The organism is Allotabrizicola aquatica (SeqCode) (genome assembly GCF_965194375.1).
GTDB lineage: Bacteria > Pseudomonadota > Alphaproteobacteria > Rhodobacterales > Rhodobacteraceae > Tabrizicola_A > Tabrizicola_A aquatica.
The window spans coordinates 819728-844083 of sequence record NZ_OZ239428.1 but is presented as its reverse complement, the minus strand read 5'-3'; the positions used below and the strand labels follow the sequence as shown (position 1 = coordinate 844083).

The 24356-nt window shown below is 61.0% G+C and carries 20 protein-coding genes and 1 pseudogene; 14 read left to right on the top strand and 7 right to left on the bottom strand.

The annotated features are described in order from the left end of the window. Together AC72UB_RS17325 and AC72UB_RS17320 are read left to right on the top strand one after the other, a co-directional pair. On the top strand, positions 1-511 hold a 511-nt coding region (locus tag AC72UB_RS17325), incomplete at its 5' end, for an IS3 family transposase (protein WP_505190827.1). A 24-nt stretch (positions 512-535) separates the two neighbouring features. Next, positions 536-835: an FCD domain-containing protein gene (locus AC72UB_RS17320; RefSeq protein WP_505190826.1), complete on the top strand. Its 300-nt coding sequence runs from the start codon at positions 536-538 to the stop codon at positions 833-835. 111 nt (positions 836-946) lie between these two features. Here AC72UB_RS17320 and AC72UB_RS17315 read toward each other — a convergent pair whose 3' ends face one another. From AC72UB_RS17315 to AC72UB_RS17305, 3 genes and pseudogenes are all read right to left on the bottom strand, one after another. Then, entirely contained in the window at positions 947-2227 is a 1281-nt protein-coding gene (locus AC72UB_RS17315) for a DUF6538 domain-containing protein (protein WP_505190825.1), read from the bottom strand. Positions 2228-2390: 163 nt separating this feature from the next. After that, a pseudogene (locus AC72UB_RS17310) lies at positions 2391-3091 on the bottom strand (IS5 family transposase); the annotation flags it as partial. 93 nt (positions 3092-3184) lie between these two features. Then, on the bottom strand, positions 3185-4090 hold the full coding sequence (locus tag AC72UB_RS17305; RefSeq protein ID WP_463290972.1) for a LysR family transcriptional regulator: 906 nt from the start codon (positions 4088-4090) through the stop codon (positions 3185-3187). Between the two features lie 110 nt (positions 4091-4200). Here AC72UB_RS17305 and AC72UB_RS17300 point away from each other — a divergent pair, with 110 nt between their 5' ends. Genes AC72UB_RS17300 through AC72UB_RS17280 form a run of 5 tightly spaced genes read left to right on the top strand, consistent with a single transcriptional unit; the run spans position 4201 to position 8390 of the window. Further along, on the top strand, positions 4201-4923 hold the full coding sequence (locus AC72UB_RS17300; protein ID WP_463290973.1) for a LamB/YcsF family protein: 723 nt from the start codon (positions 4201-4203) through the stop codon (positions 4921-4923). Between the two features lie 9 nt (positions 4924-4932). Beyond that, positions 4933-5166, top strand: coding sequence for an acetyl-CoA carboxylase (locus AC72UB_RS17295; RefSeq protein ID WP_505190824.1), 234 nt, complete (start codon positions 4933-4935; stop codon positions 5164-5166). Continuing rightward, positions 5166-6542, top strand: a complete 1377-nt coding sequence (locus AC72UB_RS17290) for an acetyl-CoA carboxylase biotin carboxylase subunit (protein WP_505190823.1) — start codon at positions 5166-5168, stop codon at positions 6540-6542. Before AC72UB_RS17295 ends, AC72UB_RS17290 begins: the two co-directional genes overlap by 1 nt. A gap of 8 nt (positions 6543-6550) precedes the next feature. Continuing rightward, positions 6551-7426, top strand: a complete 876-nt coding sequence (locus AC72UB_RS17285; protein ID WP_505190822.1) for a 5-oxoprolinase subunit B family protein — start codon at positions 6551-6553, stop codon at positions 7424-7426. Beyond that, positions 7416-8390: a 5-oxoprolinase subunit C family protein gene (locus AC72UB_RS17280; RefSeq protein WP_505190821.1), complete on the top strand. Its 975-nt coding sequence runs from the start codon at positions 7416-7418 to the stop codon at positions 8388-8390. The genes AC72UB_RS17285 and AC72UB_RS17280 overlap by 11 nt, the downstream gene beginning before the upstream one ends. Positions 8391-8468: 78 nt before the next feature. Here the strand turns inward: AC72UB_RS17280 and AC72UB_RS17275 are convergent, their stop codons facing one another. After that, entirely contained in the window at positions 8469-9413 is a 945-nt protein-coding gene (locus AC72UB_RS17275; RefSeq protein WP_505190820.1) for an AraC family transcriptional regulator, read from the bottom strand. A 254-nt stretch (positions 9414-9667) separates the two neighbouring features. On the opposite strand from AC72UB_RS17275, the gene capB reads away from it, so the two are divergent. Both capB and capA read left to right on the top strand, forming a co-directional pair. After that, positions 9668-11449: a caprolactamase subunit beta gene (capB, locus tag AC72UB_RS17270; RefSeq protein ID WP_505190819.1), complete on the top strand. Its 1782-nt coding sequence runs from the start codon at positions 9668-9670 to the stop codon at positions 11447-11449. 12 nt (positions 11450-11461) lie between these two features. Next, positions 11462-13555: a caprolactamase subunit alpha gene (capA, locus tag AC72UB_RS17265; RefSeq protein ID WP_505190818.1), complete on the top strand. Its 2094-nt coding sequence runs from the start codon at positions 11462-11464 to the stop codon at positions 13553-13555. A 50-nt stretch (positions 13556-13605) separates the two neighbouring features. On the opposite strand, the gene AC72UB_RS17260 is transcribed toward capA, so the two are convergent. After that, complete coding sequence (locus AC72UB_RS17260) at positions 13606-14271, bottom strand: nuclear transport factor 2 family protein (RefSeq protein WP_505190817.1); 666 nt, start codon at positions 14269-14271, stop codon at positions 13606-13608. A gap of 612 nt (positions 14272-14883) precedes the next feature. On the opposite strand from AC72UB_RS17260, the gene AC72UB_RS17255 reads away from it, so the two are divergent. From AC72UB_RS17255 to AC72UB_RS17240, 4 genes are read left to right on the top strand one after another with little or no spacing between them, the layout of a single operon-like run. Next, positions 14884-16983, top strand: coding sequence for a hydantoinase/oxoprolinase family protein (locus AC72UB_RS17255; RefSeq protein WP_505190816.1), 2100 nt, complete (start codon positions 14884-14886; stop codon positions 16981-16983). 3 nt (positions 16984-16986) lie between these two features. Further along, entirely contained in the window at positions 16987-18765 is a 1779-nt protein-coding gene (locus AC72UB_RS17250) for a hydantoinase B/oxoprolinase family protein (RefSeq protein ID WP_505190815.1), read from the top strand. Further along, complete coding sequence (locus AC72UB_RS17245) at positions 18758-19723, top strand: LysR family transcriptional regulator (RefSeq protein WP_505190814.1); 966 nt, start codon at positions 18758-18760, stop codon at positions 19721-19723. The genes AC72UB_RS17250 and AC72UB_RS17245 overlap by 8 nt, the downstream gene beginning before the upstream one ends. 25 nt (positions 19724-19748) lie before the next feature. Next, positions 19749-20930: an oxidoreductase gene (locus AC72UB_RS17240; protein ID WP_505190813.1), complete on the top strand. Its 1182-nt coding sequence runs from the start codon at positions 19749-19751 to the stop codon at positions 20928-20930. Between the two features lie 3 nt (positions 20931-20933). Here AC72UB_RS17240 and AC72UB_RS17235 read toward each other — a convergent pair whose 3' ends face one another. Further along, complete coding sequence (locus tag AC72UB_RS17235) at positions 20934-22052, bottom strand: CaiB/BaiF CoA transferase family protein (protein WP_505190812.1); 1119 nt, start codon at positions 22050-22052, stop codon at positions 20934-20936. Position 22053: 1 nt separating this feature from the next. After that, complete coding sequence (locus tag AC72UB_RS17230; protein ID WP_505190811.1) at positions 22054-23214, bottom strand: acyl-CoA dehydrogenase family protein; 1161 nt, start codon at positions 23212-23214, stop codon at positions 22054-22056. A gap of 214 nt (positions 23215-23428) precedes the next feature. Here AC72UB_RS17230 and AC72UB_RS17225 point away from each other — a divergent pair, with 214 nt between their 5' ends. Continuing rightward, complete coding sequence (locus tag AC72UB_RS17225; RefSeq protein ID WP_505190810.1) at positions 23429-24277, top strand: HTD2 family dehydratase; 849 nt, start codon at positions 23429-23431, stop codon at positions 24275-24277. Positions 24278-24356: the final 79 nt, after the last annotated feature.

Genomic DNA, 24356 nt, shown 5'->3' with positions numbered 1-24356 from the left:
GGAGCGGCCCAATCAGGTCTGGTGTGCTGACATCACCTACATCCCGATGCGCCGTGGCTTCCTCTATCTGGTCGCCATCATGGACTGGTATACCCGCAAGGTGCTGGCCTGGCGGATATCCAACACGCTGGAAGCCGACTTCTGCGTGGAGGCTTTGAACGAGGCGATCCATAAGTTCGGCCCGCCCGAGATCATGAACACGGATCAGGGCAGCCAGTTCACGTCCTTCGTCTGGACTGACAGGCTGAAACGGGTTGGCACCCGGATCTCTATGGACGGCAAAGGGCGCTGCATCGACAACATCTTCATCGAGCGCCTGTGGCGGTCCCTGAAGTATGAATGCGTCTATCTGCACGCCTGGGAAACCGGATCGCAGGCACGGGTCGGCATCGGGCGCTGGATCACCTTCTACAACCACCAACGCCCTCACACTGCCCATGGCGGCCAACCGCCCGCCGTGGTCTACTTTAACCGCATTGAAACCGATCAGCAGGTGCAGGCAGTAGCTTAAACAACCCGGAAAGCTGTCCAAGAGTTGGGGAGTAGCTCAACCTTCTTGTCGCTGAACCGCGAATTACACTTCATCCTCTACACCTCGGCCGACAACACGCGTCAGTTAAGGTTCATCGAAACGCTGTGGCTGCAGATCGGCCCCCTCCTGCGGTTGGTCTCAAACGAAACAGACGGCCGGACGGGGCTTGAAGCTCATGGCGAGATGCTGACGGCCGCGCGGGCTCGCGATGCCACGAGCATGGCCGCCGCGATGTCACGCGATATCGAGGAGGCCGCAGTCGGCATTCTGGCTTGGTTGCACGCCCAAAGCGACGAAAACTGACAAGCGATCCCACTGCCAATCTCGTTTGGCCCTGTGAGCTGCAAAAGCTGGCAGCATGACTTTGCCTTCTGAAATCCGAAGCTGCGTGTTCCGTCCTTGGAATCTGGACACCTAGAGGGCAATCGAGGCCACTACAGATTGCAGATGTTCCATCGCAGCACCATCGCCATACCGCATCCGCTGCAGCGCATGGCCCATAAGGTCGCGCCTTATCCTCTCATCAACATTGGCGGCCAGCATCCTGTCCTCGAATGAGTGCCTGAGACTGTAGAGGCTATGATCCAGGGTCTCCAGAAGCCCGTTTTCGCGCAGATACTTGTTGATGGTCGCCGATAGGGTCGGGCTGTCGGCATAGCGAGGGAAGCCATTCGGGAATGCCTTAAACGCCTCAAGGCTCACGCCCACCAAAGGGATAATCCGCTTGGAGTGCTTGGTCTTGAGCGCGCGGATAACCGGTTCGATGCTAATGTAGGGCACGGGCCCATCCAGCCGGATCTGCGCCGCGGTCAGCTGCGAACCCTCCGAAGGCCGATAACCGGTGTTGACCATGCCTAGCAGGATTGCCCGCGCCTCTGGGTTGAGACCGTCCAGCGCACCGGGTGCAAGCAATTTCTCCCTGATCCACTTCTCAGTGAAGGGCGGCCGATGATCGGCATCTTCTTGCTTGAACATCAGCTTCGCCCGGTTGAAGCCAAGCATGATGTTCTTGGCGCGGGCCACGTCCTCGATCACGGTAAGAAGGTGGATCAGGTCTTTGTTGGCCGATGAAGCCACAATCTCACCGGCGCGCACGCGGGCTGATAAGCTGGTCTTGAAGGTGCCGAGATCCTCGGTGGTGATGTCGGCAAGTGGCTTATCGTCGACGGCGGTAATGAACCCAGCAACTGCTTTCTTGCGCGGGTTCTCCCAGCGCCGGATCTGGTCCGCACTCTTGCCCAAGGTCTTGTCTTCGGCGATCGACCAGTATGCCCTCAGCGCCTTAGACACCGTGAATTTTGGCTCCTTGGCGAGACCAAGCAAAGCTGCAGCCTCCAGCCTGTCCGGTCGACCCTCACGGCTGCGAGCGGCGACCGCCTCGACCCTGCGCAGGATTTCCTCGGTCGGCAGTTTTGCGACTTCGGCGGCCGGGAGGTATCGGAACCCGCGCCGGGCGGCGAGGTTCTTGGCAGCCGCGAAAGCTGCATCTGCATCCGCGGAAGCCCCAACCATCTTCGCTTCCCAAGCCTCGATCATTTCCTGCCAGATCGTCGGCGCCTTGATCCGGGCCTGCGTCTCGCTGTCGGTGTGAAGGCTGATCCAAATGAACTCGCGCGCCTCGACCTCACGGTATCGACGCGGAACACGCTTTCGGATGTAGAGGGTCGACTCACGTCGCAAAAAACTGAGTTTCATACCCCAAGAATGGTGAAAATCAGCCGGGCGCGCAAGAAAATCGTACAGCAAAATGTGCAGCAAAAATGACAGAAAGAAACCAGGCGCAGCTAGGGATATTGAGATTAATCCTTACGAAACATCGTATTATCTCAACATTCCCACGATCAAAATCAGGCCGTCTGGCGGAGTGGAAGACCTTCGGGCACCGGTCGTATCGCGTTGCAACTCGCCGCCTGTCCATGAGCCGCCCGAACATGATCTCGATCCGGTTGCGGCGTTTGTAGCGACGCTTGTCGTGCTTGATTGGCTTGCCACGGGATTTCCGGCCTGGGATGCAAGGCTTTATCCCCTTGTCTTTCAACGAATCTGTGAACCAGTCAGCGTCATAGCCCCGGTCGGCCAGCAACCACTCCGCCTTTGGCAAGCTGCCCAGCAGGGCCGCCGCGCCGGTATAGTCGCTGACCTGGCCTGCGGTCATGAAGAAGCGGATCGGGCGGCCATCGGCCTAGGTGACGGCATGCAAATTGGTGTTCATGCCGCCCTTGGTTCGGCCGATCAGACGGCCCCTCTGGTCGCCTGCCCCCCCTTTTTCGACCGCAGGCTGGTCGCCGTGCGGTGTACCTTCAGGTAGGTCGCGTCGATCATCACCGCCTTCGGAACGGCTCCCTCGGCGGCCAGCCCGTCCTTCATCAAGGCAGAGGCCCCTTTGTTGCTCAACGCCCTCGAGCTATTGTTAAGTGTCTTCGGCGGGCCATATTCCTTCGGCGCATCGCACCAGCGCCAGCCATTGCGATTGATGAAGATTATGCCGCTCAAAACCCGCCGATCATCGACGCGCGGCTTGCCATGGCTCTTGGGAAAGAAGGGCTGCAGCCGCGCCATCTGCGCGTCCGTCAGCCAAAAAGGTTGCTCACGGGACAGTCTCCTGGCGGAGGTTGGATCACGCTGCAGACGCAAGATTAATAGGTCCTGACACTAATCTCCGCGGCCAAGCGTTTGGGTCAGAAAGGTGCGAAAGACCCGCGCAGCATCGCCAAGCTGCCGCCCACGCGCCCAAGTCAGGCCGACATCCATGGTCGGGATCGGCTCTTTCAAGCTGCGCTGTTCAAGTCTTTGGCCTTCAAGGGACCAGGGCCGATAGACCATATCCGACAAGATCGTGACCCCCATCCCGGCGGCCACCATTGACCGGACTGCCTCGACTGAGGAGGTGGTGAAGACGACATTCGGGGCAAGCCCGACGATGTTCCAGTAACGGCCGGCGGTGTGGCTCGCCTCGTCCACCGTCAGCATGATGAACGGTTCGCGGGCGACATCGGCAAGGGTGATCTCGTCGTGCAACAAGAGTGGATGTTCTGACGGCAACCACAGCCGGCGCAAGGACCGAAACAGGGTTTCGGCCTCTAGTTCGGCCTCATTGGCCAAGTTTGAGGTCAGCATGACCGCCAAATCCAGATCGCCCGTGACCAGCCCTTGTTCAATCGCAGCCCGTGGTTGTTCGCTCAACTCCAGCGTGACGCCGGGAAAGTTGCGCCGGAACGCGGCATAATGGCGGGCCATGAAGTAGCCTGCCACTGTATATGTGACCCCGAGCCGCACCCGCCCCGTGGCGCGGCTTTCCTCGCCCAAGGGGCTGCGGGTGGCATCCTCGACGGCGGCCATGATGCCGCGCGCGCGGGCCAAAAACCGCGCGCCTTCGGGAGTGACCGTGACGCCCTGAGCGCCACGCCGCAGCAGGCTGACGCCCAGTTGCGCCTCAAGCCCCTGAATGCCGGCAGTAACAGCCGATTGCGAGATGTTCATCTCCATCGCGGCATGGCTGATCTGGCCCGTTTCGGCGGCAGCAATGAAATACCGTAGTTGTTTCAAGGTCAGTGACATGCGGCACTCTCATCTGATTTTTCGATAACGTAATGCAGAATTTCGCATTTGCAAATGCGGGAGACTCGGCTCAGCATCTCGAAAAATGGCGATATCGCGGGGGGAGTGAGATGCCTGTCACGGTCAATTGTGACATGGGTGAGAGCTTTGGGCTTTGGCGCATGGGGGACGATGCGGGGCTGATGCCGCTGATCCATATTGCCAACGTCGCCTGCGGCTTTCATGCCAGTGATTACGACCACATGCGCGCCACCGTTCGGTTGGCCAAACAGCATGGCGTCAAGGTGGGCGCGCATCCCTCCTTGCCCGACCTTCAAGGCTTTGGTCGGCGCGAGATGAAGATGGGCCGCGAGGAAATGGCCAATTGCCTGATCTATCAGATCGGCGCACTCTGCGGCTTTCTAAAAGCTGAGGGCATGGAGCTTAATCACATCAAGCCGCACGGCAGCCTTTACGGCATGGCCGCCCGGCAAGAGGATATCGCCCATGCGGTCTGCGATGCGGCCGATGTGTTCAAGGTGCCGCTTTTGGGCATGACCGGCACGCTGCATGAAAAGATCTACCCCGCGCGCGGCCACGGCTTTGTGGCCGAGTTCTATGCCGATCTGGAATATCGCCCTGACGGCAGCTTGATCGTGACGCGCGAGCATGATGCCAAGGACCCCGCCCTGATGGCTGCGCGCTGTGTCCGCGCGATCACCGAAGGTAAGGGCACCGCCACCGACGGGTCAGATATTCCCGTGCGCTGCGACAGCATCTGCATCCATTCCGACACCCCGAACGCCATCGACATCGCCCGCGCGGTGCGCACGGCCGTTCAACCCTATACCTGAGAGGTTCCCATGGCCCAGCTTCACTCCCACCTTCCCGGCACGTTTTATCGCTCCTCGGCGCCTGACAAGCCGCCGTTCAAGGCCGAAGGCGATACCGTCGCTGTGGGCGATGTCATTGGCTTGATCGAGGTGATGAAATCCTTCCACGAGGTCAAGGCCGAGGTGGCTGGCAGCAACATCCGTTTTGTCTGCGACAATGAAGAGCCCGTCATGGCTGGCGCGGTTCTGGCCGAGGTGGATTGATGCTTCGCAAACTTCTGGTCGCAAACCGGGGCGAGATTGCCGTGCGGATCATCCGCGCAGCCCGCGACCTTGGGATTGCGACCGTTGCGGTCTATTCGGACGCCGACCGTGACAGCCTGCATGTGCAGATCGCCGATGAGGCGGTGAACATCGGCCCGCCTGCGGCGAAGAAAAGCTATCTGAACGTCGCCAATATCCTGAAGGCCGCCGCTGACACCGGCTGTGATGCCGTGCATCCCGGCTATGGCTTTCTGGCTGAAAACGCCGATTTCGCCGATGCCTGCGCGGCGGCAGGTCTGGCCTTTGTCGGGCCAAGCGGTGAGGCGATCCGCACCATGGGCGACAAGGTGGCCGCACGCTCTGCCGCGCATGCGGCGGGTGTGCCGGTTGTACCCGGCTCGATCGGTCGGGTGGCCGACATTGACGCGGCGCGCCATATTCTGATCGACACCGGCTTTCCGGTGATGATCAAGGCCGCAGCTGGCGGGGGCGGGCGCGGCATCCGTATTGCCAATGATCTGGCCGAATTCGAGGCCGCCTTCCCGCAGGCCGCCGCCGAGGCGCTGGCCGCCTTTGGCGATGGCGGGCTTTACATGGAAAAGGTGATCGCAAAGGCCCGCCATATCGAGGTGCAAGTTCTGGGCGATGGCAAGGATGCCGTGCATTGCTTTGAACGCGAATGTTCCTTGCAGCGCCGCCGCCAGAAGGTTTGGGAGGAAGCCCCTTCGCGCGCCTTGTCAGAGCGCGTCCGCGATGAGCTTTGCCAAAGTGCGGTGCGCCTGACCCGCGCGGTGGGGTATTCCGGGGCGGGGACCATCGAATATCTGTATGACGATGAGGCAGACCGTTTTTACTTCATCGAAATGAACACCCGGATTCAGGTGGAACATCCGGTAACCGAAATGATCACCGGCATTGATCTGGTGGCCGAAATGTTGCGGATTGCCGGGGGCGAACCGCTTCGCCTCAAGCAATCTGATATCACGGTGCGCGGCCATGCCATCGAAGTGCGGCTGAACGCCGAAGACCCCAGCCGCGATTTCGCGCCCTTCCCCGGCACGGTGTCCAACTTGCGGGTTCCCGGCGGGCCGGGCGTGCGGTTCGAAAGCATGCTTTACGCTGGTTACACCGTGCCGCCGTTCTACGATTCCCTCTTGGCCAAGCTGGTGGTTCACGCTGAAACCCGCGAGGCTGCGATCACCCGTCTTGTGCGGGCGCTGTCTGAGACCCGCATCGACGGGTTGCGCACCACAAAGCCGTTGTTTCTGGCGCTGGCCGAGGATCCTTCGGTGCAGGCCAATGCTGTTCACACCCGCTGGCTGGAAGGCTGGCTTGAAACCCATTCCACCCGGCTGGTGCCGGACCTGGAGCCATAGGAGGGACCATGTCGATCCGTTTCAGTTTCGGGGGCGACGAGCACATCTTTGCGGAAGTCAGCGAGGAAATGTCGCTTGAGGCCTTCTTCACCTCATTGTCGATGACCAATGCCGTCAAGGCCGCCAGCATCAAGGGCGTGACCGAGATCTGCCCGGCCAACGCGAGCTTTCAGATCAAGTTCGACCCTGATCAGATCAAGCCCGGCGACCTGATGCGCGAGTTGCAGTCGATGGAAGGGGCGGCGTCCAAGTCGGATGCCACGCTCAAGACCCGGATCATCGAAATTCCGGTGCTGTATCAAGACCCTTGGACGCATGAAACGCTGATGCGGTTCCGTGAGCGTCACCAGAACCCCAACGCGACCGACCTTGAGTATGCGGCGGAAGTGAACGGCATGGGCACGGTCGACGATTTCATCCAGTCCCACTCCAGCCAGCCATGGTTTGTTTCGATGGTGGGCTTTGTGGCGGGTCTGCCGTTCCTCTATCAGATGGTGGAACGCAAACGTCAGTTGCAGGTGCCGAAATACCTGCGGCCGCGCACGGATACGCCGAAGCTGACCGTTGGCCATGGTGGCTGCTTTGCCTGCATCTATTCGGTGCGGGGCGCGGGCGGGTACCAGATGTTCGGCGTCACCCCGATGCCGATCTATGACCCGGCGCAGAAGGTGAACTACCTGACCGACGAAATGTGCCTGTTCAAACCCGGCGACATCGTCAAATGGAAGCCTGTCACGCGCGACCAATACGATGCTGCGATCGAGGCGGTTGAGGAGAACCGGTTTGAACCGGTGATCCGCCCGGCCAGCTTTAGCCTGACCGAGTTCAACAAGGATATGGCCGGCACCAATGCCAAGCTGATGGAGGCTTTGAATGGCCGTTAATGTCATTTCTCCCGGTCTGTCCACCACGGTGCAAGACCTTGGCCGTCCCGGATACTATCACCTTGGGATTCCGATCTCCGGCGGGATGGACCGCTTTGCCTTACGTGCCGCCAATATGCTGGTGGGTAATGACGAAGGCGCCGCTGTCCTTGAGGCGGTCTTCATGGGGCCAGAACTGGAGTTCACCTCGGCTGCAACGGTTGCGGTCACTGGCGGCGATCTGCCGCCCAAACTGAACGGCGATGAGCGCGCCACTTGGGAGGCGTTTCCGGTCAAGGCGGGTGACCGTCTGTCCTTTGGGTTCCTCAAGTCCGGCGCGCGGGCCTATATCGCGGTGTCAGGTGGCATTGATGTGCCAGTGAAACTGGGCTCGCGGTCGACTTACACGCTGGGTGCCTTGGGCGGGCATGAAGGGCGGGCCTTGAAGGCGGGTGACAGCATGCCCTTGGGCAAAGGCGCGGGCGGCAAGGGGGCCATCCCGGCCGGTTTGCGTCGGATGCCGGGCAATCCGGCTGAACTGCGCATGCTGCCGGGGCTTTACTGGCACCGCATCACTGCCGATGCCGGAAAGCAGTTCTTTGCCGACACTTGGAAAGTGGCACCCGAGGCGGACCGCATCGGATACCGGTTCAAGGGTGGCACTGCGCTCGACTTTGTGCCGCGCGAGCAGCCCTTTGGCGCGGGGTCGAACCCGTCGAACATCGTGGATGCCTGCTATCCCTATGGCTCGGTTCAAGTGCCGAGCGGGACGGAACCCATCGTCTTGCACCGTGACGCGGTGTCGGGCGGGGGCTATATGATGCTGGGTTGCGTCATCAGCGCCGATATGGATCTGATCGGGCAGTTGCAGCCGCATTCGCCGGCCCGCTTTGTGGAAGTGACGATGGATCAGGCGCTGTCCGCGCGGGCTGACCGCAAGGCCGCCTTGGCCGCCTTGCGCGCGCATCTGGGCCGGTCATCCTGAACGCATGCTCTTCGTAAGCCTTAGGCGTCTCATCGCAGATCAGCGATGAGCGCACGAAGTGCTGCGAAGAGCGGCCTGTCAGGCTCGCCCGCGCGCCTCGGAGGGGCTGAGGCCGAACCGCGCACGAAAGGCTCTCGAAAACTGCGCTTGATCGGTAAAGCCGCGCGCATAGGCAATCTCGCCAATCGCGCGGCGGTCGGCGGGGTTCTTCAAATCTTCCATCGCCGCATGCAACCGTGTGTCGCGGATCCACTGGCCCAAGGTCATGTTGGTGTCGCGCAACAACTCATGCAGATAGCGCAGCGAAATCCCGCACCCTGCGGCCACCGTTTCTGGCCCAAGATCCGCATCGTCGATGTGGCGGCGCACAAAGCTTTCGATCCGCGCCAGATGTGCCGTGCGCACCGTGGAATTGCCCGATGTCAGCACCCGTTCATCCGATTGGATCGCCAGCGCCAAAAGGTCCACCAACTGCCGCCCGACGATCAGGCGCGTCTCTTCTGTCATGCTGTCATAGCGCGCGGGGATCAGGTGGACCATGTCGACAAAGAGGCCATTCGCGCCGTTGGTGGCGTCAAACTGCAGGCTGCAAAACCGGTCCGGCGCGCGGATGCGGCCGCCCAGCATTTCCTTGGACAGCTTCATCACCCAAAGATCGGCAGGTTCGGCATGGCTGAATTCATAAGGCTCGTGGCTGCGTTCAATAAAGAACGCGCCCGGATTGGCCCGCACCTCTTTGCCACCTTGGGTGAAGCGAAGTTCAGATTTGGCGGGCAGTGTGACCAGAAACTCCTCTGGCCCCGGTTCACGGAAATGCTTGGGCAGGCGGCGATATATCAACGCATCTGATGTCAGCCGCGATAAAGACACATCGCCTAAGTCCCAACTTGTCAGCTCGCCATCAAAGGCTTCGGGGCGCTGAAATGTCAGGTCGAGCGGGAAGTAGGTGCGCGCGATGGTTTCATGCCAGTGGCGGCTGCGCCCTGACACATCAACCCCGCGCGTGCTGATCGTGGACTTCATCGCGTTGATCCTCGTTGCACACAGAAGGCCACGGCTGGGCGGCCCTGTAAAGTGGCGCGTTGGCTTGGGGGAGGTGACTGCACGGAAAAACAAAAGCCCGTGCATCCGGTGCAAAGACGCCAGACCGGGCTGGCCGCTAGGCTTTTTGCCACAAAGGCGCAACAGACGCCGCGCAACAGGGAAGATAAGGGGTCAGACGGGCATGTTGCCCGACCCTTTTCCCTATGCGCGGCCCCCAATCGGAGGGCTTCGAAGTGGCGAAAAAATCAGCAAAAAAGGTCGAGGTTGACCCCATCACCCTGTCGGTGGTGCGCGGCATTCTGGAGACGACGCAGCGCGAGATGACGCTGAGCCTTGAGAAAACCGCGCGATCCTCGGTGTTCAACCTTGCGCATGACTATTCCACCGCGCTGTTCAACGCGACGCCGGAAATGATCCTGCAAGGTCAGGACATTCCCATTCACCTTGGATCCTTGATCCCGGCGATGAAGGTGGTCGCGGGGTATTTTGAGGGCGACATCCATGAGGGTGACCTTCTGATTCACAACGACCCGGCATGGGGTGGCAGCCACGCCATCGACACCTGCTTTTACCGGCCGGTGTTTTGGAAGGGCAAACTCAAGTACTGGACTGTCTGCAAGGGACACCTGACCGATGTCGGCGGCCCGGTGCCTGCGGGCTATAACCCTAATGCCAAGGACATCTTTGCCGAATGCCTTCGGATCCCGCCGGTCAAGGTGTGGGACCGCGGGCAGCCGCGCAAGGATGTGCTCAACTTCATCCTGACCAACATGCGCGCCCGGCGCGACCAAGAGGGTGATTTCAACGCGCTGATCGGGGCCTGCCAGGTCGGTGAACGCGCGCTGATCGCCATGCTCGAGAAATACGGCGAAGAGACGGTTGATGCCTGCATCGACACGCTTTTGAACATGGCTGAACGCCAGATGCGGACGCTGATTTCCGAAGTGCCCGACGGCACCTATGAAGGCAGCGCCATTTTGGAGGACGCAGGCCATGGGTTTGGTGATTTCGAGATCAAGGCGAAGGTCACCATCACCGGTGACAATTGCCACATCGAAATCTCGTCCCCGCCGCAGATCCCCTATTTCATCAACAGCTATGAAGGGAACAGCTATTCCGGGGTCTATCTGGGCCTTATGATGTTCGCCCAACTGCCGCCCCCTTACAACGAAGGGCTTTATCGCTGCGTTTCGGTGAACATGGGGCCGAAGGGTACGATCTGCAACGCGGCAGAGCCCGCCCCGCACATGAACTGCACCACCACCCCGATGGAGACGCTGACCGATGCCGTGCGTCTGGCCTTTGAAAAGGCCGTGCCGTCAAAGGTTTCGGCCTCATGGGGCCATGCCAATGGGTTGAACATCGCCGGGTGGGACAAGCGCCACGATGAGGAATATGTGACGATGGTGCTGGCCACCATCATTTCCGGCGCGGGGGCCACGCCATCTCAGGACGGCTGGCACGCCTGCGGGCCGGAATGCTGCTTTGGTGCGCTGACGTCCGGGGATGTGGAACTGCTGGAATACTCTTATCCCATCATCATCCACCGCTATTCCTTGATGACCGACAGCGGCGGTGCGGGCAAATTCCGCGGCGGCTCGGGTACCGCGTGGGAGGTGGAACCGCTGAACGACGACATGACCTTCATCACCTTTGGCGAAGGCCGCCGGATTCCCGCCGTGGGTGCCGCAGGCGCGGCGAGCACGATGATCGACACCAAGGTGGGCCGACTGGAACTTGTAGAAGGCGATCATTCTGAAACCATCCGCGAGAATGTCATCAAGGTGATCAAGCCCGGTGACCGCATTACCAACATGAACCCCGGCGGCGGCGGCTATGGCAACCCGATGGAGCGGCCGGTGGAAAAGGTGGTTTGGGATGTGAAGAACGGCCTCGTGTCACTGGAGGGCGCGCGGGAGGATTATGGCGTCATCATCACCGACCCCGTGTCATTGGATGTAGACATCACGGCAACCCGCGCCTTGCGCGCAAAACGCGCCGTGGCGGCGAAATAAGAGGGCATAGCAATGAAATCCAATTATCGTCTGGGCATCGACGCTGGCGGCACCTTCACCGATTTCGTGCTGGCGGACAAAACGGGCCAAGTGCGCCTGTTCAAAGCCCTTTCTACCCCGCAAGATCCAACCCTGGCCATCAAGAACGGTTTGGCGCTGATTTCCGAAGAAATGGGCGTTTCTGCCGAAGAGGTGGTGTCGAACTGCGATCTGTGCATCAACGGCACCACAGTGGGGCTGAATGCGCTGATTACCCACAAGGGCGCCAAGACCGGTCTGATCTGCACAGCGGGCCATGAGGACAGCTTGGAGATCCGCCTTGGTCACAAGGAAGACGGCTATCGCTATGACCCGGAATATCCGCCCGCAACCATGCTGGTGCCGCGCTTTATGCGCCGTGGCGTGCGCGAACGCATCTTGTCAGACGGCACCGTCCGCGAAGCCTTGACCGAGGCCGATGTCCGCGCCGCCTGTGAGGTGTTCAAGGCCGAAGGCGTGGAAACCGTGGCAATTTCCTTTGTCTGGTCCGTCCTGCATCCCGAACATGAACGCCGCGCTGGCGAGATTGTGCGCGAGATGATGCCGGGCGTGATCCTGACACTGGGGTCAGAACTTTACCCGCAGGTGCGCGAATACACCCGCACCTCAACGGCCGTGGTGAACGCCTATCTGGCCCCGATCATGAAGCGCTATGTCGCCGCGGTTGATAGCTATTTCCGCAGCCTTGGGGCCAAGCAACCGGTGCGCTATTATCAGTCGAACGGTGGGCTTGCGATTGGCCAAGCGATGACGGATCGCTCGGTTTACGCCATCAATTCCGGTCCCGCCTCGGCCCCTGCGGCGGGTCAGTATGTGTGCGAACCCTTTGGCAAGAAAGACGTCATCACGGTCGATATGGGTGGTACGTCTTTTGACATTACCCTGACCAAGGACGGGTCGACCAACATCAACAAGAATATCGACTTTCTGCGCTACCGCATTGGCGTGCCGATGATCCAAGTGGAAACACTGGGCGCGGGCGGTGGTTCGATTGGCTGGATCGACGAGATGGGCCTGATGCAGATGGGCCCGCAATCGGCGGGGTCTGACCCCGGACCGGCCTGCTATGGGCAGGGCGGCAAACTGCCCACCGTGTCGGACGCCAATCTGGTCTTGGGCTACCTCAATCCTGATGGTCTGGTCGGCGGGCGGCTGCCGCTTGACTACCAAAAGGCTCATGATGCCATTAAGGCCAACCTTGCCGATCCCTTGAAGATGACGGTTGAGCGTGCCGCCTATGGCATGTTCACCATCGTCAACGCGAACATGGTCAACGGCATCCGCCGCGTCACGGTGGAACGTGGCTATGACCCGCGCGATTTCGTGCTGGTCGGGGCTGGGGGCGCGACGGCGGCCCACATCACCGCGCTGGCCGATTCCATCGGCATCGACACCATCGTGCTGCCGAAACTCGCCTCGGGGCTTTGTGCCTTCGGGCAGATCATTTCGGACGTCAAATACAACTACATGGCCACCTCGCCGCTGCGGCTGGAAACCGATGCGGCCTATGCGCGGATTGATGAGCTGTTCAACCAGATCGAGGCGCAGGGCATCGCGCATCTGAAGGATGACGGGTTCAAGGGCAAGGACATCAAGGTCAAGCGCAGCCTTGACATGCGCTATGTCGGACAGGTGCATGAATGCACGGTGGAAATCGACAACTTCAAGGTGGACGCCAAGTCGATCGGCAAGATCATCGCCGCCTTCCACAAGCGGCATGAACAGCTTTACACCTATTCCGAACCGCATTCGGTGGTTGAGGTGGTGAACATCGAAAGCACGGTCTACGGCGTGGTCGACAAGCCTGAGCGTATGCGCATTGGCAAAGGTGCCAAGCCTGAGGCTGCGCTGAAGGGCCACCGCAATGCCGTGTTCAGCGCCGATGGCCGCCGCGTCAAGACGCCGATCTATGACGGCACGCCTTTGGGTGTCGGGGCCAAGATCAAGGGCCCGGCGGTGATTGAAGAGGTGACCACCACCATCGTGGTCGAGCCGGGCTGGACAGCAGTTCTCGAGGAAAGCGGATCCTACCTGATCACCCGTGACAAGAAGAAAAAGGCAAAGTAACCAGCGCCTGATTGCATCAACGGCCCCCGTTTGCGCGGGGGCCGTTTTGCTTAGACTCTTGCCTTGCGATAGCTGTCTTTCACCGCAATCAGTTCGCCGGAAAAGGCGAACACGTCGCAACCGCGCACATCTACTGCACTGCCATCCGCCCTTTGCCCGACAAAGCGCCAGCTGGATAGGCCCGTGTCGCCCTCGACCACATGCTGCCCCTCGGTCCATGCCGCCTGAGGGAAGGCTGCGAAAATCGCCTCGGTCGCCAGCCGCACCGCATCGCGGCCGATGTGGCGTTGTCCCTCAGCTTCAGCCCCTGCCGAGGCGTGGAATGCGCAGTCCTCAGCCATGCAGGCCATCACCCCGTCAACATCGCGGGCGTTGAAGGCGGCCATCATCGCCACCATCGTGTCACGGCGCCGATGGGCTGCGGCATCATCCACCACCTCGACCTCGAGAAAGGCCAAAGGCTGGCTGTTTGATCCGTTGATGACGTTATGCTCCACCCCGACGCGGCGCGAGTAGGGTACGCCTTGGGTCAACTTTGCCTCGGCTTTTTGCTCCTCGGGCAGGTCCAGCGAAAGGGTCCCATCGCACAAAGGTACGATCACGTAATCATGCCCATGCCGGTGCCAACCGGTCTCGGCGCCTGGTGCGAACTGCCATTCGGTGACACGGAAGCGGTCATCATCGATATGAACGACGGGTGTGGCGGTCGCGGGCATTGCTTCGTCCTTTTTGGGCAGGTTTCATTCAACATGCTAGACACCAGACACATCTATAGTCAAAGCGAGAAAAGGCGCGCAGACCGTTGCAAAGAGTGCATTGACCCATCCGTGTTGCCCTCTGGGAACCCCGGATAGTTTTGCATCGGCCGAAGATGATTTCGACATGGTTTCTGTGGTCCGAGCTATGCTTTTCAAGGCACTCGCAAGGGAGTCGTGGTCCGCGTGACCAAGGCGGTCTTTACACCCCAGCTGCATCAGGGGGGCAGGCACTTCAGCCTCAAAGCACCGCACCGATTGACGAGATACCAGCTATCGCCTTGGGGTATGGCTTGCGTTCAAGCTGTGCCGATGGGAGCACGCTCTTGCCGCTTTTCTAAGTTATATCAGTGGCTAGTATGCCATTGAGAGGCTTTGACTGACCTTGATCTGGTGCTGCCTGCGGGGGGTACTCCAACCCTTTGCCAGAATTTCGTTGTTGGCAGACGAGAAGGAGTTGGATCAACTGGTCCATATTCATTTTCACGCAAGCAGACAGAACGAACCCTGCGCGGCGGCATTTATGGGTCGCCAAGTCTGGTATTTCTGTCGTGCCGGATCAGGGAGACAGCGATGATCAGGGTCGGTGTTGATGTTGGCGGAACCTTCACAGACCTCGTGCTGGAGGTTGCGGGCGGGCAGGGTGGGCAAAGAGTGTTCACCCATAAAGTGCCCAGCACGGTCGCAGATCAGTCGATCGGTGTGGTGCAGGGCGTCGTGGAGCTGTGCGCCATTGCCGGAGTTGCCCCAGGCCAGATCGACGCGCTGTTCCACGGCACCACCGTTGCCACCAACATCGTGATCGAGCGCGACGGGGCTGAGGTGGGCATGATCACCACCAAGGGCTTTCGCGACATCCTGCACATGGGCCGTCACAAACGCCCACACAACTTTTCCCTGCAGTTCGATGTGCCATGGCAAAGCGCCCCACTGATCAAGCGGCGCAACCGGATTGCCGTGACGGAACGGTTGATGCCGCCAACCGGCGTGGTGGAAACTCCGCTGGATGAGGATGAGGTTGAACGCGCCGCCGAGCTTTTCGCCAAGCGCGGGCTTGAGGCGGTGGTGATCGGCTTTCTCTATTCCTTCCTGAACAACGACCATGAGATGCGCGCCAAAGAGATCGTACGCCGGGTGATGCCCGATGCGTTCATCTGCGCCTCCTCCGAGGTGGTGAACACCATCCGCGAATATGAGCGGTTCTCGACGGCCGCGATGAACGCCTATATCGGGCCACGCACCGCGCGCTATCTGGACAATTTGAAGCGCCGTCTGCGTGAGGCCGGTGTGACGGCCTTTGTGCGGATCATGCAATCCAATGGCGGGGTCACCACCATCGAACAGGCCAGCCGCAGCCCTGTCGGGTTGCTCTTGTCTGGTCCGGCGGGCGGTGTGATCGGCGGGCGCTGGACCGGCGAGGCCTGCGATCAGCGCGAGATCATCACCATCGACATTGGGGGTACCTCGGCCGATATCAGCGTGATCCGGGGTGGGGAACTGACCATCAAGAACCCGCGTGACACCGAAGTGGCCCATATGCCGGTGCTCGCGCCCATGATCGACATTGACGCCATCGGCGCGGGCGGCGGATCGATCGCTTATGTTGACAGTGGTGGGGCCTTCCGTGTGGGACCCCGGTCGGCTGGCGCAGAGCCGGGACCGGCCTGCTATGGGCGAGGCGGCGAGAACCCGACGGTGACCGACGCCCAAGTCGTGTTGGGCCGGTTGGACCCCGAACACTTCCTTGGTGGCGGGCTAAAGATTGACCCCGCCCTGTCCGAGGCCGCGATCCGCGACAAGTTGGCCGCGCCCCTTGGCATGAGCGTCAAGGACGCCGCCTTGGGGGTGCTGAAGATCATCAACAATTCCATGGCCTTGACCATCGCCTCCAACTCTGTGGCGCGCGGCATTGACCCGCGCGGCTATAGCCTGATGGCCTTTGGCGGGGCAGGACCCCTGCACGGCGTGGCCTTGGGTCAGTTGATTTCGGCCAAGAATGTGATTGCGCCTTTGCATCCCGGTATCACGGCGGCGATGGGGCTTTTGGTCACCGAACCGCGCTACGAATTCACCCAAACGGCGCTGACCATTCTGCAAGGCGCGGATGCGGCAGTATTGGCCAACATCAGCGCCACCTTTGACCGGCTGCGCGCCGAGGCCGTGGCGCAGCTGAATTCCGATGGCATCGCTGCAGCGGATCAGAAGTTCACCCGAATCGCCGAATGCCGCTATCTGGGCCAAGGGTTTGAATTGCGCGTTGATGTGCCGGATGGTCCTTTCACCGCCGCGACAGCTACTGAGGTGGCGCGAAGATTCTTTGCCACCCACCGAACCGAATATGGTCATGCGTTTGAGGATCAGCCGGTGCAGGTGGTGACGCTGCGGGTGATCGGGACATCTTCCTCTGACACGTTGAGGCTCCCGCCACTCGAGAAGGGTGGTCGCAACAACCCGTCCGAGGCTGCGCTCTATGCCCGCCCCACGACCTTTGACGATGGCCAGACCATCCAGACCCCGCGCTTTGACCGCATGAAGCTGAAGGCCGGCGATACTGTCACCGGACCTGCGGTCATCGTGCAGCAAAACTCCACCACCATCGTTCCGCCCGGTTTTGTCTCGCAAGTGATGCGGTTGGGCGATCTTGTCATCAGCCGCGATACTCAGGAGGCATGAGCCATGACAATTGATCCGATCACACTGCAAGTCATCGGTGGCGCGTTGCACGCCATTGCCGAACAGATGGGCAATGTCCTCTATCGCATGTCCTATTCATCCATCATCCGCGAAAGCCAAGACCTTGGCGCTGGGCTGTTTGATCTGGACTACAACACGCTGTGCGAAAGCGATTCGACGCCGATGCACATCGGGTCGATCCCGGGCTATATGCGCGGCATCGAGAAAAGCATCCCGCTGTCAGACTGGCGTGAGGGGGATGTGGTGATCCACAACCACCCCTATTACGGTGCCAGCCATTCGCCCGATATCGGCATCGTCATGCCGATCTTTTACCGGGGTGATCTTGTGGGCTTTTCGGCCAACACGGCGCACCATCTGGATATCGGCGCGGCCACACCCGGCCTGATCATCGACGTGCCGGATGTGTTTGCCGAAGGCATGCTTTTGAACGGGCTAAAGCTGGTCGAGGCGGGCAAGCGCAATGACACGCTGTGGCGCTATATCTCGGGCAACACCCGGGTGCCGGGGCTGGTTATGCGCGACCTTGAAGCGCAGATTGCCGCTGCCGAACTGGGCGTCAAACGCTATTGCGAATTGATGGATACCTATGGCCGCAGCACGGTGGAACAGGCCGCCAAGCAGTTGATGGATTATTCCGAAGCCATGCTGCGGCGCGAAATCGCCAAGATCCCGGATGGCGACTATTACGCCGAAGGTTTCATGGATGATGACGGGCGCACGCGGGGCAAGCATCTGCCGATCTGTGTGACGGTTCGGGTGCGGGGTGATGATGTTGAAGTAGACCTGACCGGCTCTTCTCCGCAGGTGCCAACCGCCTTCAACGTGCCGTTCGAAGGCTCCACCAAGGTGGCGTGCTATTTCGCCTTCCGCGCGCTTTTGTTGGATACCTATACCAACAGCGAATACATCCCGCAAAACGAAGGGTCGTTCCGCCCCGTCAAGGTGACCGCACCCTTGGGGTCGATCTTCAACCCCATCGCCCCGGCGGCCTGTGAGGCGCGGTTCAACCAGATCCAGCGGGTCGTTGACCTGATCATCAAGGCATTGGCCCCGGTTCTGCCCGACAAATGCACCGCCGGAAACGCTGCGTGTCTGTCGTTTGCCGCCTATTCCGGGGTGAAACCTTCGGGCGATTACTGGGTGCTCATCGAGGTGAACGAGGCCGCGATGGGCGGGCGTCCGAAGTCAGACGGTCCGGACACCATCGAAGAGTTGATGCGCAACACCCGCAACAACCCGCTTGAAGATCTTGGCATGCAATTGCCGATGATCTGCGACCGCTACGAGATCCGTGACGATGTGTTCCCCGGCGCGGGCGAGTATCGCGGCGGCATGGGGGTGGTCAAATCACAGCGCTTCCTGACGCCAGGCTATATGACCCATGAATCCGACCGCAACGAAGATGTGCCATGGGGCATTTTCGGCGGCCATGAGGGGGCGACGGCGGCGGTTCGTATCCACAACCACAAAAGTGATGCCCCTCCGCGCGATGTCGCGGCCAAATTCTCGGGCCTTCAGGCCGAGCTTGGGGATGTTGTGACCTACCTTTCGCCCTGCGGCGGCGGGTATGGCAATCCTTTGAACCGCGACCCCGCCAAGGTGCTGGACGATCTTCTGGATGGCTACATCACGGTGGAACATGCCCGCGACGTCTACGCCGTGGTGTTCAAGCCGGTCAGCAATGGTTACGACTGGGGGCTCGACATGCCCGCAACCGAAGCGCTGCGGGCCAAAGTGAGGTCGGGCCAGCATGCCTGACGGCACAGGCTTTGGCCTGAAGGGAAGGGCAGACGTGGAACTCGTGGACCTGCGCTATTTCGTGAGCATTGCCGAGACCGGCAGCTTCACGAAATCGGCCCTGCAAAACAACATCGCGCAATCGGCGCTCAGCCGCCGGGTGCGCGATCTTGAGGCAGATCTTGGGGTGCAGTTGTTTTACCGCAACGGCCGAGGCGTTCTGCTGACCGAGGTGGGCGAAACCTTTTTGGCCCGGGCGCGTGGGATTCTGGCCGATATGGAAAGCCTGCGGCAGGAAGTGGTGCGAAGCGCAGGCGTGCTGGAGGGCACGGTGACCTTGGGGGTGCCGCCTTCGGTTGGATTGATCTTGCTGGCCCCCTTGCTGTCGCAGGTGCGTGCGGATTATCCGGGCATCCGCATGCGGGTTCTGGAAGCGTTCAGCGGTCATGTGGCCGACTGGCTGGCGAACGGCAAGGTGGATCTTGCCGTGCTTTACAAGACCCGCTCCAGCGCACTGTTGGACAGTGAGCATTTGCTGTTCGAGGATATGTATCTGATCTCATCGCCCTCGCTGCCTTTGCTTGGCAGGCCAGATGGCATTGCGTTGGCCGAGATTGTCGGCGCCGAACTTGCGCTTCCCAGCCAGCCCCATGGCTTGCGGCTTTTGGTGGATGAGGCCTGTGCCCGCGGTCAAGTGGCGCTGAACGTGGCGATGGAACTCGATACCTTGCCGACAATCTGTGATCTGGTCGCCGCAGGCACCATTCGCACCATTTTGCCGCTGACGGCGGTTCAGGCGGACCTTGCCGCTGGCCGCGTCATTGCCCAAAAGATCACCGATCCCATCATCAGCCGTGAGCTGATCCTGGCCCATGCCCCGCACCGTGCTGCAGCTCCTGTCACAAAGGCCGTTGTTCGCCTGATCCGCAGTCACATCAACCGCCTTGTCCAATCTGGCCTTTGGGTCGGACGAATCTAGGCGATCAACTTAATCGGAGACACCCATGACCGAGGCTTTCCCAACCCTGTTCAGCCCTATAAAGCTGGGCCCACTGACCTTGCGCAACCGCATCGCGATGGCACCGCTGACGCGCCAGATGGCCGAGCCCGACGGCACCCCCACCGATGAGATGGTGGCCTATTACGCGCGGCGCGCGCGGGGTGGCCTTGGGCTGATCATCACCGAAGGCACCTATGAACAAGACGCGTTCCAGTCGCGCGCTTACCTGTCGCAACCGGGGATCACCAATGACCGTCATCAGGCAGGTTGGGCCAAGGTGTGCGACGCGGTGCATGCCCATGGTGCCAAGATCATCGTGCAGTTGATGCACGGCGGGCGGGTCTGCGATCCGCGCACGCTAAACGGCCAGCCGCCGGTCAGTGCCTCGGCCACGCAAAGCGGCGGGTGGGTGCTTTACACCGATGGCGATGATGAAAAGCAGATCCGCAACATTGCAGGCGATTGGACCAAGGTCACCTTCCCGCCCGCCCGTGCGCTGACAGTCGAGGAATTGCATGCCATCGCAGACGGCTTTGCCGCTGGGGCCAAACGGGCGGTTGATGCCGGGGCGGACGGGGTCGAAGTGCATGGTGCGAACGGCTATCTTCTGTGGCAGTTCATCACGCCGAAAATCAACCTGCGCACCGATGAGTTCGGGGGCTCGCCCGAAAACAATGTGCGCTTTGCCCGGCTTGTTGGTGACAAGATCCGCGCCGCGATTGGTCCGAACAAGCTGATCACGCTACGCCTGTCGCAAGATGGGGTGGATGATTTTGTGGGCGCTTGGCCGGGTGGTGTCACCTACGCCGAAGCCGTGGGCAAGGCGCTTAAGGGTTCGGCTTTTGATGCGCTGCACTGGTCGAGCTTCAACTACCTCGACAACCGCGACCCGAATGACCCTACGCCGATGGCCACGGTGCTGCGCCGTGCTTCTGGACTGCCCGTCATCACCAACGGCGGTATTGCCGATGGTCCGGGTGCCGAAGCTGCGCTGACCAGCGGTGCTGCAGATATGGTGGCCGTTGGCCGGCCGATTTTTGCCCATCCCGATTGGGCGTATCTGGTGCGCAGCGGCGCGGAGTATCCGTGGATGGCGTTTGACCGCAAATACGTCATCCAGCCGCCCTTGGACCTTGGCTATGCCTATCCGATGGGGCTGCAAGACCCGAAATGGCCGCTTCCATAAGGCTCAGCCGGCAAATTCGGCCCTAAGCCGGGCGGTCGCGGTGCCAAGATCGGGCACCGCGCCGCTGGCAAAGCTTGAATCGCGGGACGGTGGACGGGGCAAAGAGACGCTTGTGCCGTCCGACAGCGCCACTGACATCCGGCGAAGGGCGGGATGGTTCGACAGGTCTTGCACGGTCGAAAGCCGCCCCCAGGCAATCTGCCCAGCCTCAAGCCGCGCGATCATCTGAGCCACGTCAAGCCGCGCAACGATTGGCGCGATCTCGCGGTCCAAAGCTTCCCTGTTTGCAACGCGCTGGGGGTTGGTTGTGAACCGATCATCTTGGGCGAGTTCTGGCTTGAGCAAGACCGCCGCACAAAAGCGTTCCCATTCGGCATTGGTCTGCACCGCTACCACCAAGGTGCCATCGGCGCAGATCATCGGTCCATAAGGACAGATCACGGCATGGTTCAGCCCATGGCGCTGGGTCTCGCGCCCGGCCTGTTCCAAATGCAACAGCGGCACCGCCATCCAGTCGGCCATGACATCGAACATGGCGATGTCGATATGGCGGCCGCGCCCTGTGATGCCACGCGCAATCAACGCTTCGAGCACGGCGGAATATGCGGTCATGCCAGTGGCAATATCGGCTGCCGAGACGCCGATCTTGCAGGCCTCCTCGGCAGTTCCGGTCAGCCCCGCAATGCCGCTTTCGGCCTGCACCAGCATGTCATAGGCGCGGTTGCTGGCATAAGGGGTGTCTTGTCCGTAGCCGCCAATATTGGCCACGATCAGCCGGGGAAAGCGCGTCGTCAATGTGGCGCTGTCCAGCCCCATCCGCGCCAGCGCGCCGGGGATCAGGTTTTGCACCAGCACATCGGCGCGGCCGAGTATGGACAAAAACAGCGCCAAATCCTGCGGCGATTTCAGATCCAGAACCGCGCTTTCCTTGCCGCGGTTAAGCCAGACGAAATAGGCCGATGCGCCCTGCACTGCGGCATCGTAATGCCGGGCTGTTTCGCCGCCGTCGCGTTCAATTTTGATGACCCGCGCCCCGGCATCGGCCAGCCTTTGCGTACAAAACGGGGCCGCGACCGCCTGTTCCAGCGACACCACCAACAGCCCGTCCAGCGCCCCGGCCATGTCAGTAAGACCGGGGCAGGCCCAGCACATGCTCGGCCAAATAGGACAGGATCAGATTGGTCGAAATCGGCGCAACCTGATAAAGCCGCGTTTCCCGGAACTTGCGTTCGATGTCGTATTCCTCGGCAAAGCCAAAGCCGCCATGGGTCTGGATACAGACATTCGCCGCCTCAAAACTGGCATCCGCCGCCAGCATCTTGGCCATGTTCGCCTCCGGCCCCGGGTTGGCCCCGTTGTCGTAAAGTTGAAGCGCCTCGCGCACCATCAACTCGGCGGCGCGCATGTTGGCGTATGCCTTGGCGATGGGGAATTGTATGCCCTGATTTTGGCCGATCGGGCGGCCAAACACCACTCGCTCGCGGGCATAGGCGGTGGCGCGGTCAAGAAACCACTTGGCATCGCCCACACATTCAGCGGCAATCAGGATGCGCTCTGCATTCATGCCGGTGAGGATATAGCGAAACCCCTTGCCCTCTTCGCCGATCAGGTTTTCGGCAGGCACCCGAAGGTTGTCGAAGAACACTTCGGTGGTGGCGTGGTTCATCATGGTGCGGATGGGCCGGATCGTCAGTCCATTGTCCCGCGCCGCCGCCATGTCGATCAGCAGGACCGACAGGCCGTCCGTCTTTTTCATGCCTTCGCGCAGGGGCGTGGTGCGGGCCAAAAGCAGCATGAGATCGGAATGCTCGGCCCGGCTGGTCCAGATTTTCTGGCCGCTGACAATGAAATGATCCCCCTCGCGCCGCGCCGTCGTGCGCAACGCCCCGGTATCCGTGCCACTGGTCGGTTCTGTCACCCCAAAGGCTTGCAGGCGCAACGCACCGCTGGCGATCTTTGGCAGGTAGCGGGCCTTTTGCTCGGCCGATCCGTGGCGCAGCAGCGTGCCCATCGTGTACATCTGCGCATGGCATGCCCCGCCATTGCAGCCTGCGCGCTGAATCTCTTCCAGCACGGCAGCTGCGGCCGACAGGGGCAGCCCCGCGCCGCCGAATTCTTCGGGGATCAGCATGGCCAGCCAGCCAGATTCGGTCAGGGCGGAGACAAACTCGGATGGGTAGGACATATCGCGGTCCCGCGCGCGCCAATAGTCGCCCGGAAAGCGGGCGCAGAGCCGCGCAACGGCGTCACGTATTTCGGGATAAGTGTCGGGGTTCTGTGCCATCTGAGCCCTGCAAGCAACCTGTCCTGAGCCTAACCTGCTCGCAACTTGACCAACAGCCATAAGGGACGCAAACAGATATGCCCACATCATATGCCGGATCAGCAGCACTGATATTCCCGCCCGTTGATTGCGGCCAGTTCGAGGGGCGGCTAACGTTGTGATCTCGCCGCGCTTGCAGCAAACTTTGCCGATCAGCTTAGGGAACCATATCGCCATGACACCCCGGGAGGATGACGACTACCGCGATTGGATCGGGCGCGAGATTGTTCGGCATGACCAGATATCGGCGCGGCTGGTTGAGCAGATCCGTGCGACCTTGGCCCCGCATCTTGCCCCGGCGGAGGTGCCGCTTGGCACCTTTTGGACGCTGTCCCCCGATGCCTTGCCTCCCGAGGATCTGGGGCGCGACGGCCATCCGAAGCTGGGTCTCGTGTTGCCGCGTTTGCCTTTGCCGCGGCGCATGTGGGCGGGTGGTGAGGTGGTCAGCCACGGCGCATTTCGCGAAGGCGATCTCGTGGAGCGCGTGAGCGCGGTCGAGGCAATCACGTTCAAGACCGGGTCGACCGGCCCGCTTGGCTTTGTCGCCGTGCGGCATAACTATTCGGCAGGCGGGCGGCTTGTCGTGTCTGAACGTCAGGATCTGGTCTATCGTCAAGATCCCGTGCCGGGTGAGGCGACACCCAGCTATCCCATGGCACCCGATCTCGGCCCGCCCGTCATGAGCTTTGCGCTATCACCCGATCCTGTGCTGCTGTTCCGCTTTTCGGCACTGACCTTCAACGGCCACCGCATCCACTATGATCGTAGCTATGCCACGGGCGTTGAGGGCTACGCCGATCTGGTGGTGCATGGACCGATGCAGGCGATGTGGATGCTGAACCTTGCGGCGCAGGTTCTGGGCGGTTGCCCGGGCCGGTTCGCCTACAGGGGCATGTCACCCTTGACCGTGGGCGAGCCGATTCTGGTTGAGGCGCATCAGGCATCTGACGGCAGCCTTGCGCTGCGCGTGCGCAAAGAGGGTGGGCCTGTGACGATGACGGCCACGGCCACGGCGCAGATTTGACGGCTTAGGCCGGAATAAGGGTGTGCATTTGGTTGCGCCGATCAGGGCTTTATGTGTTCTACTGACGGCCAGGACGGGG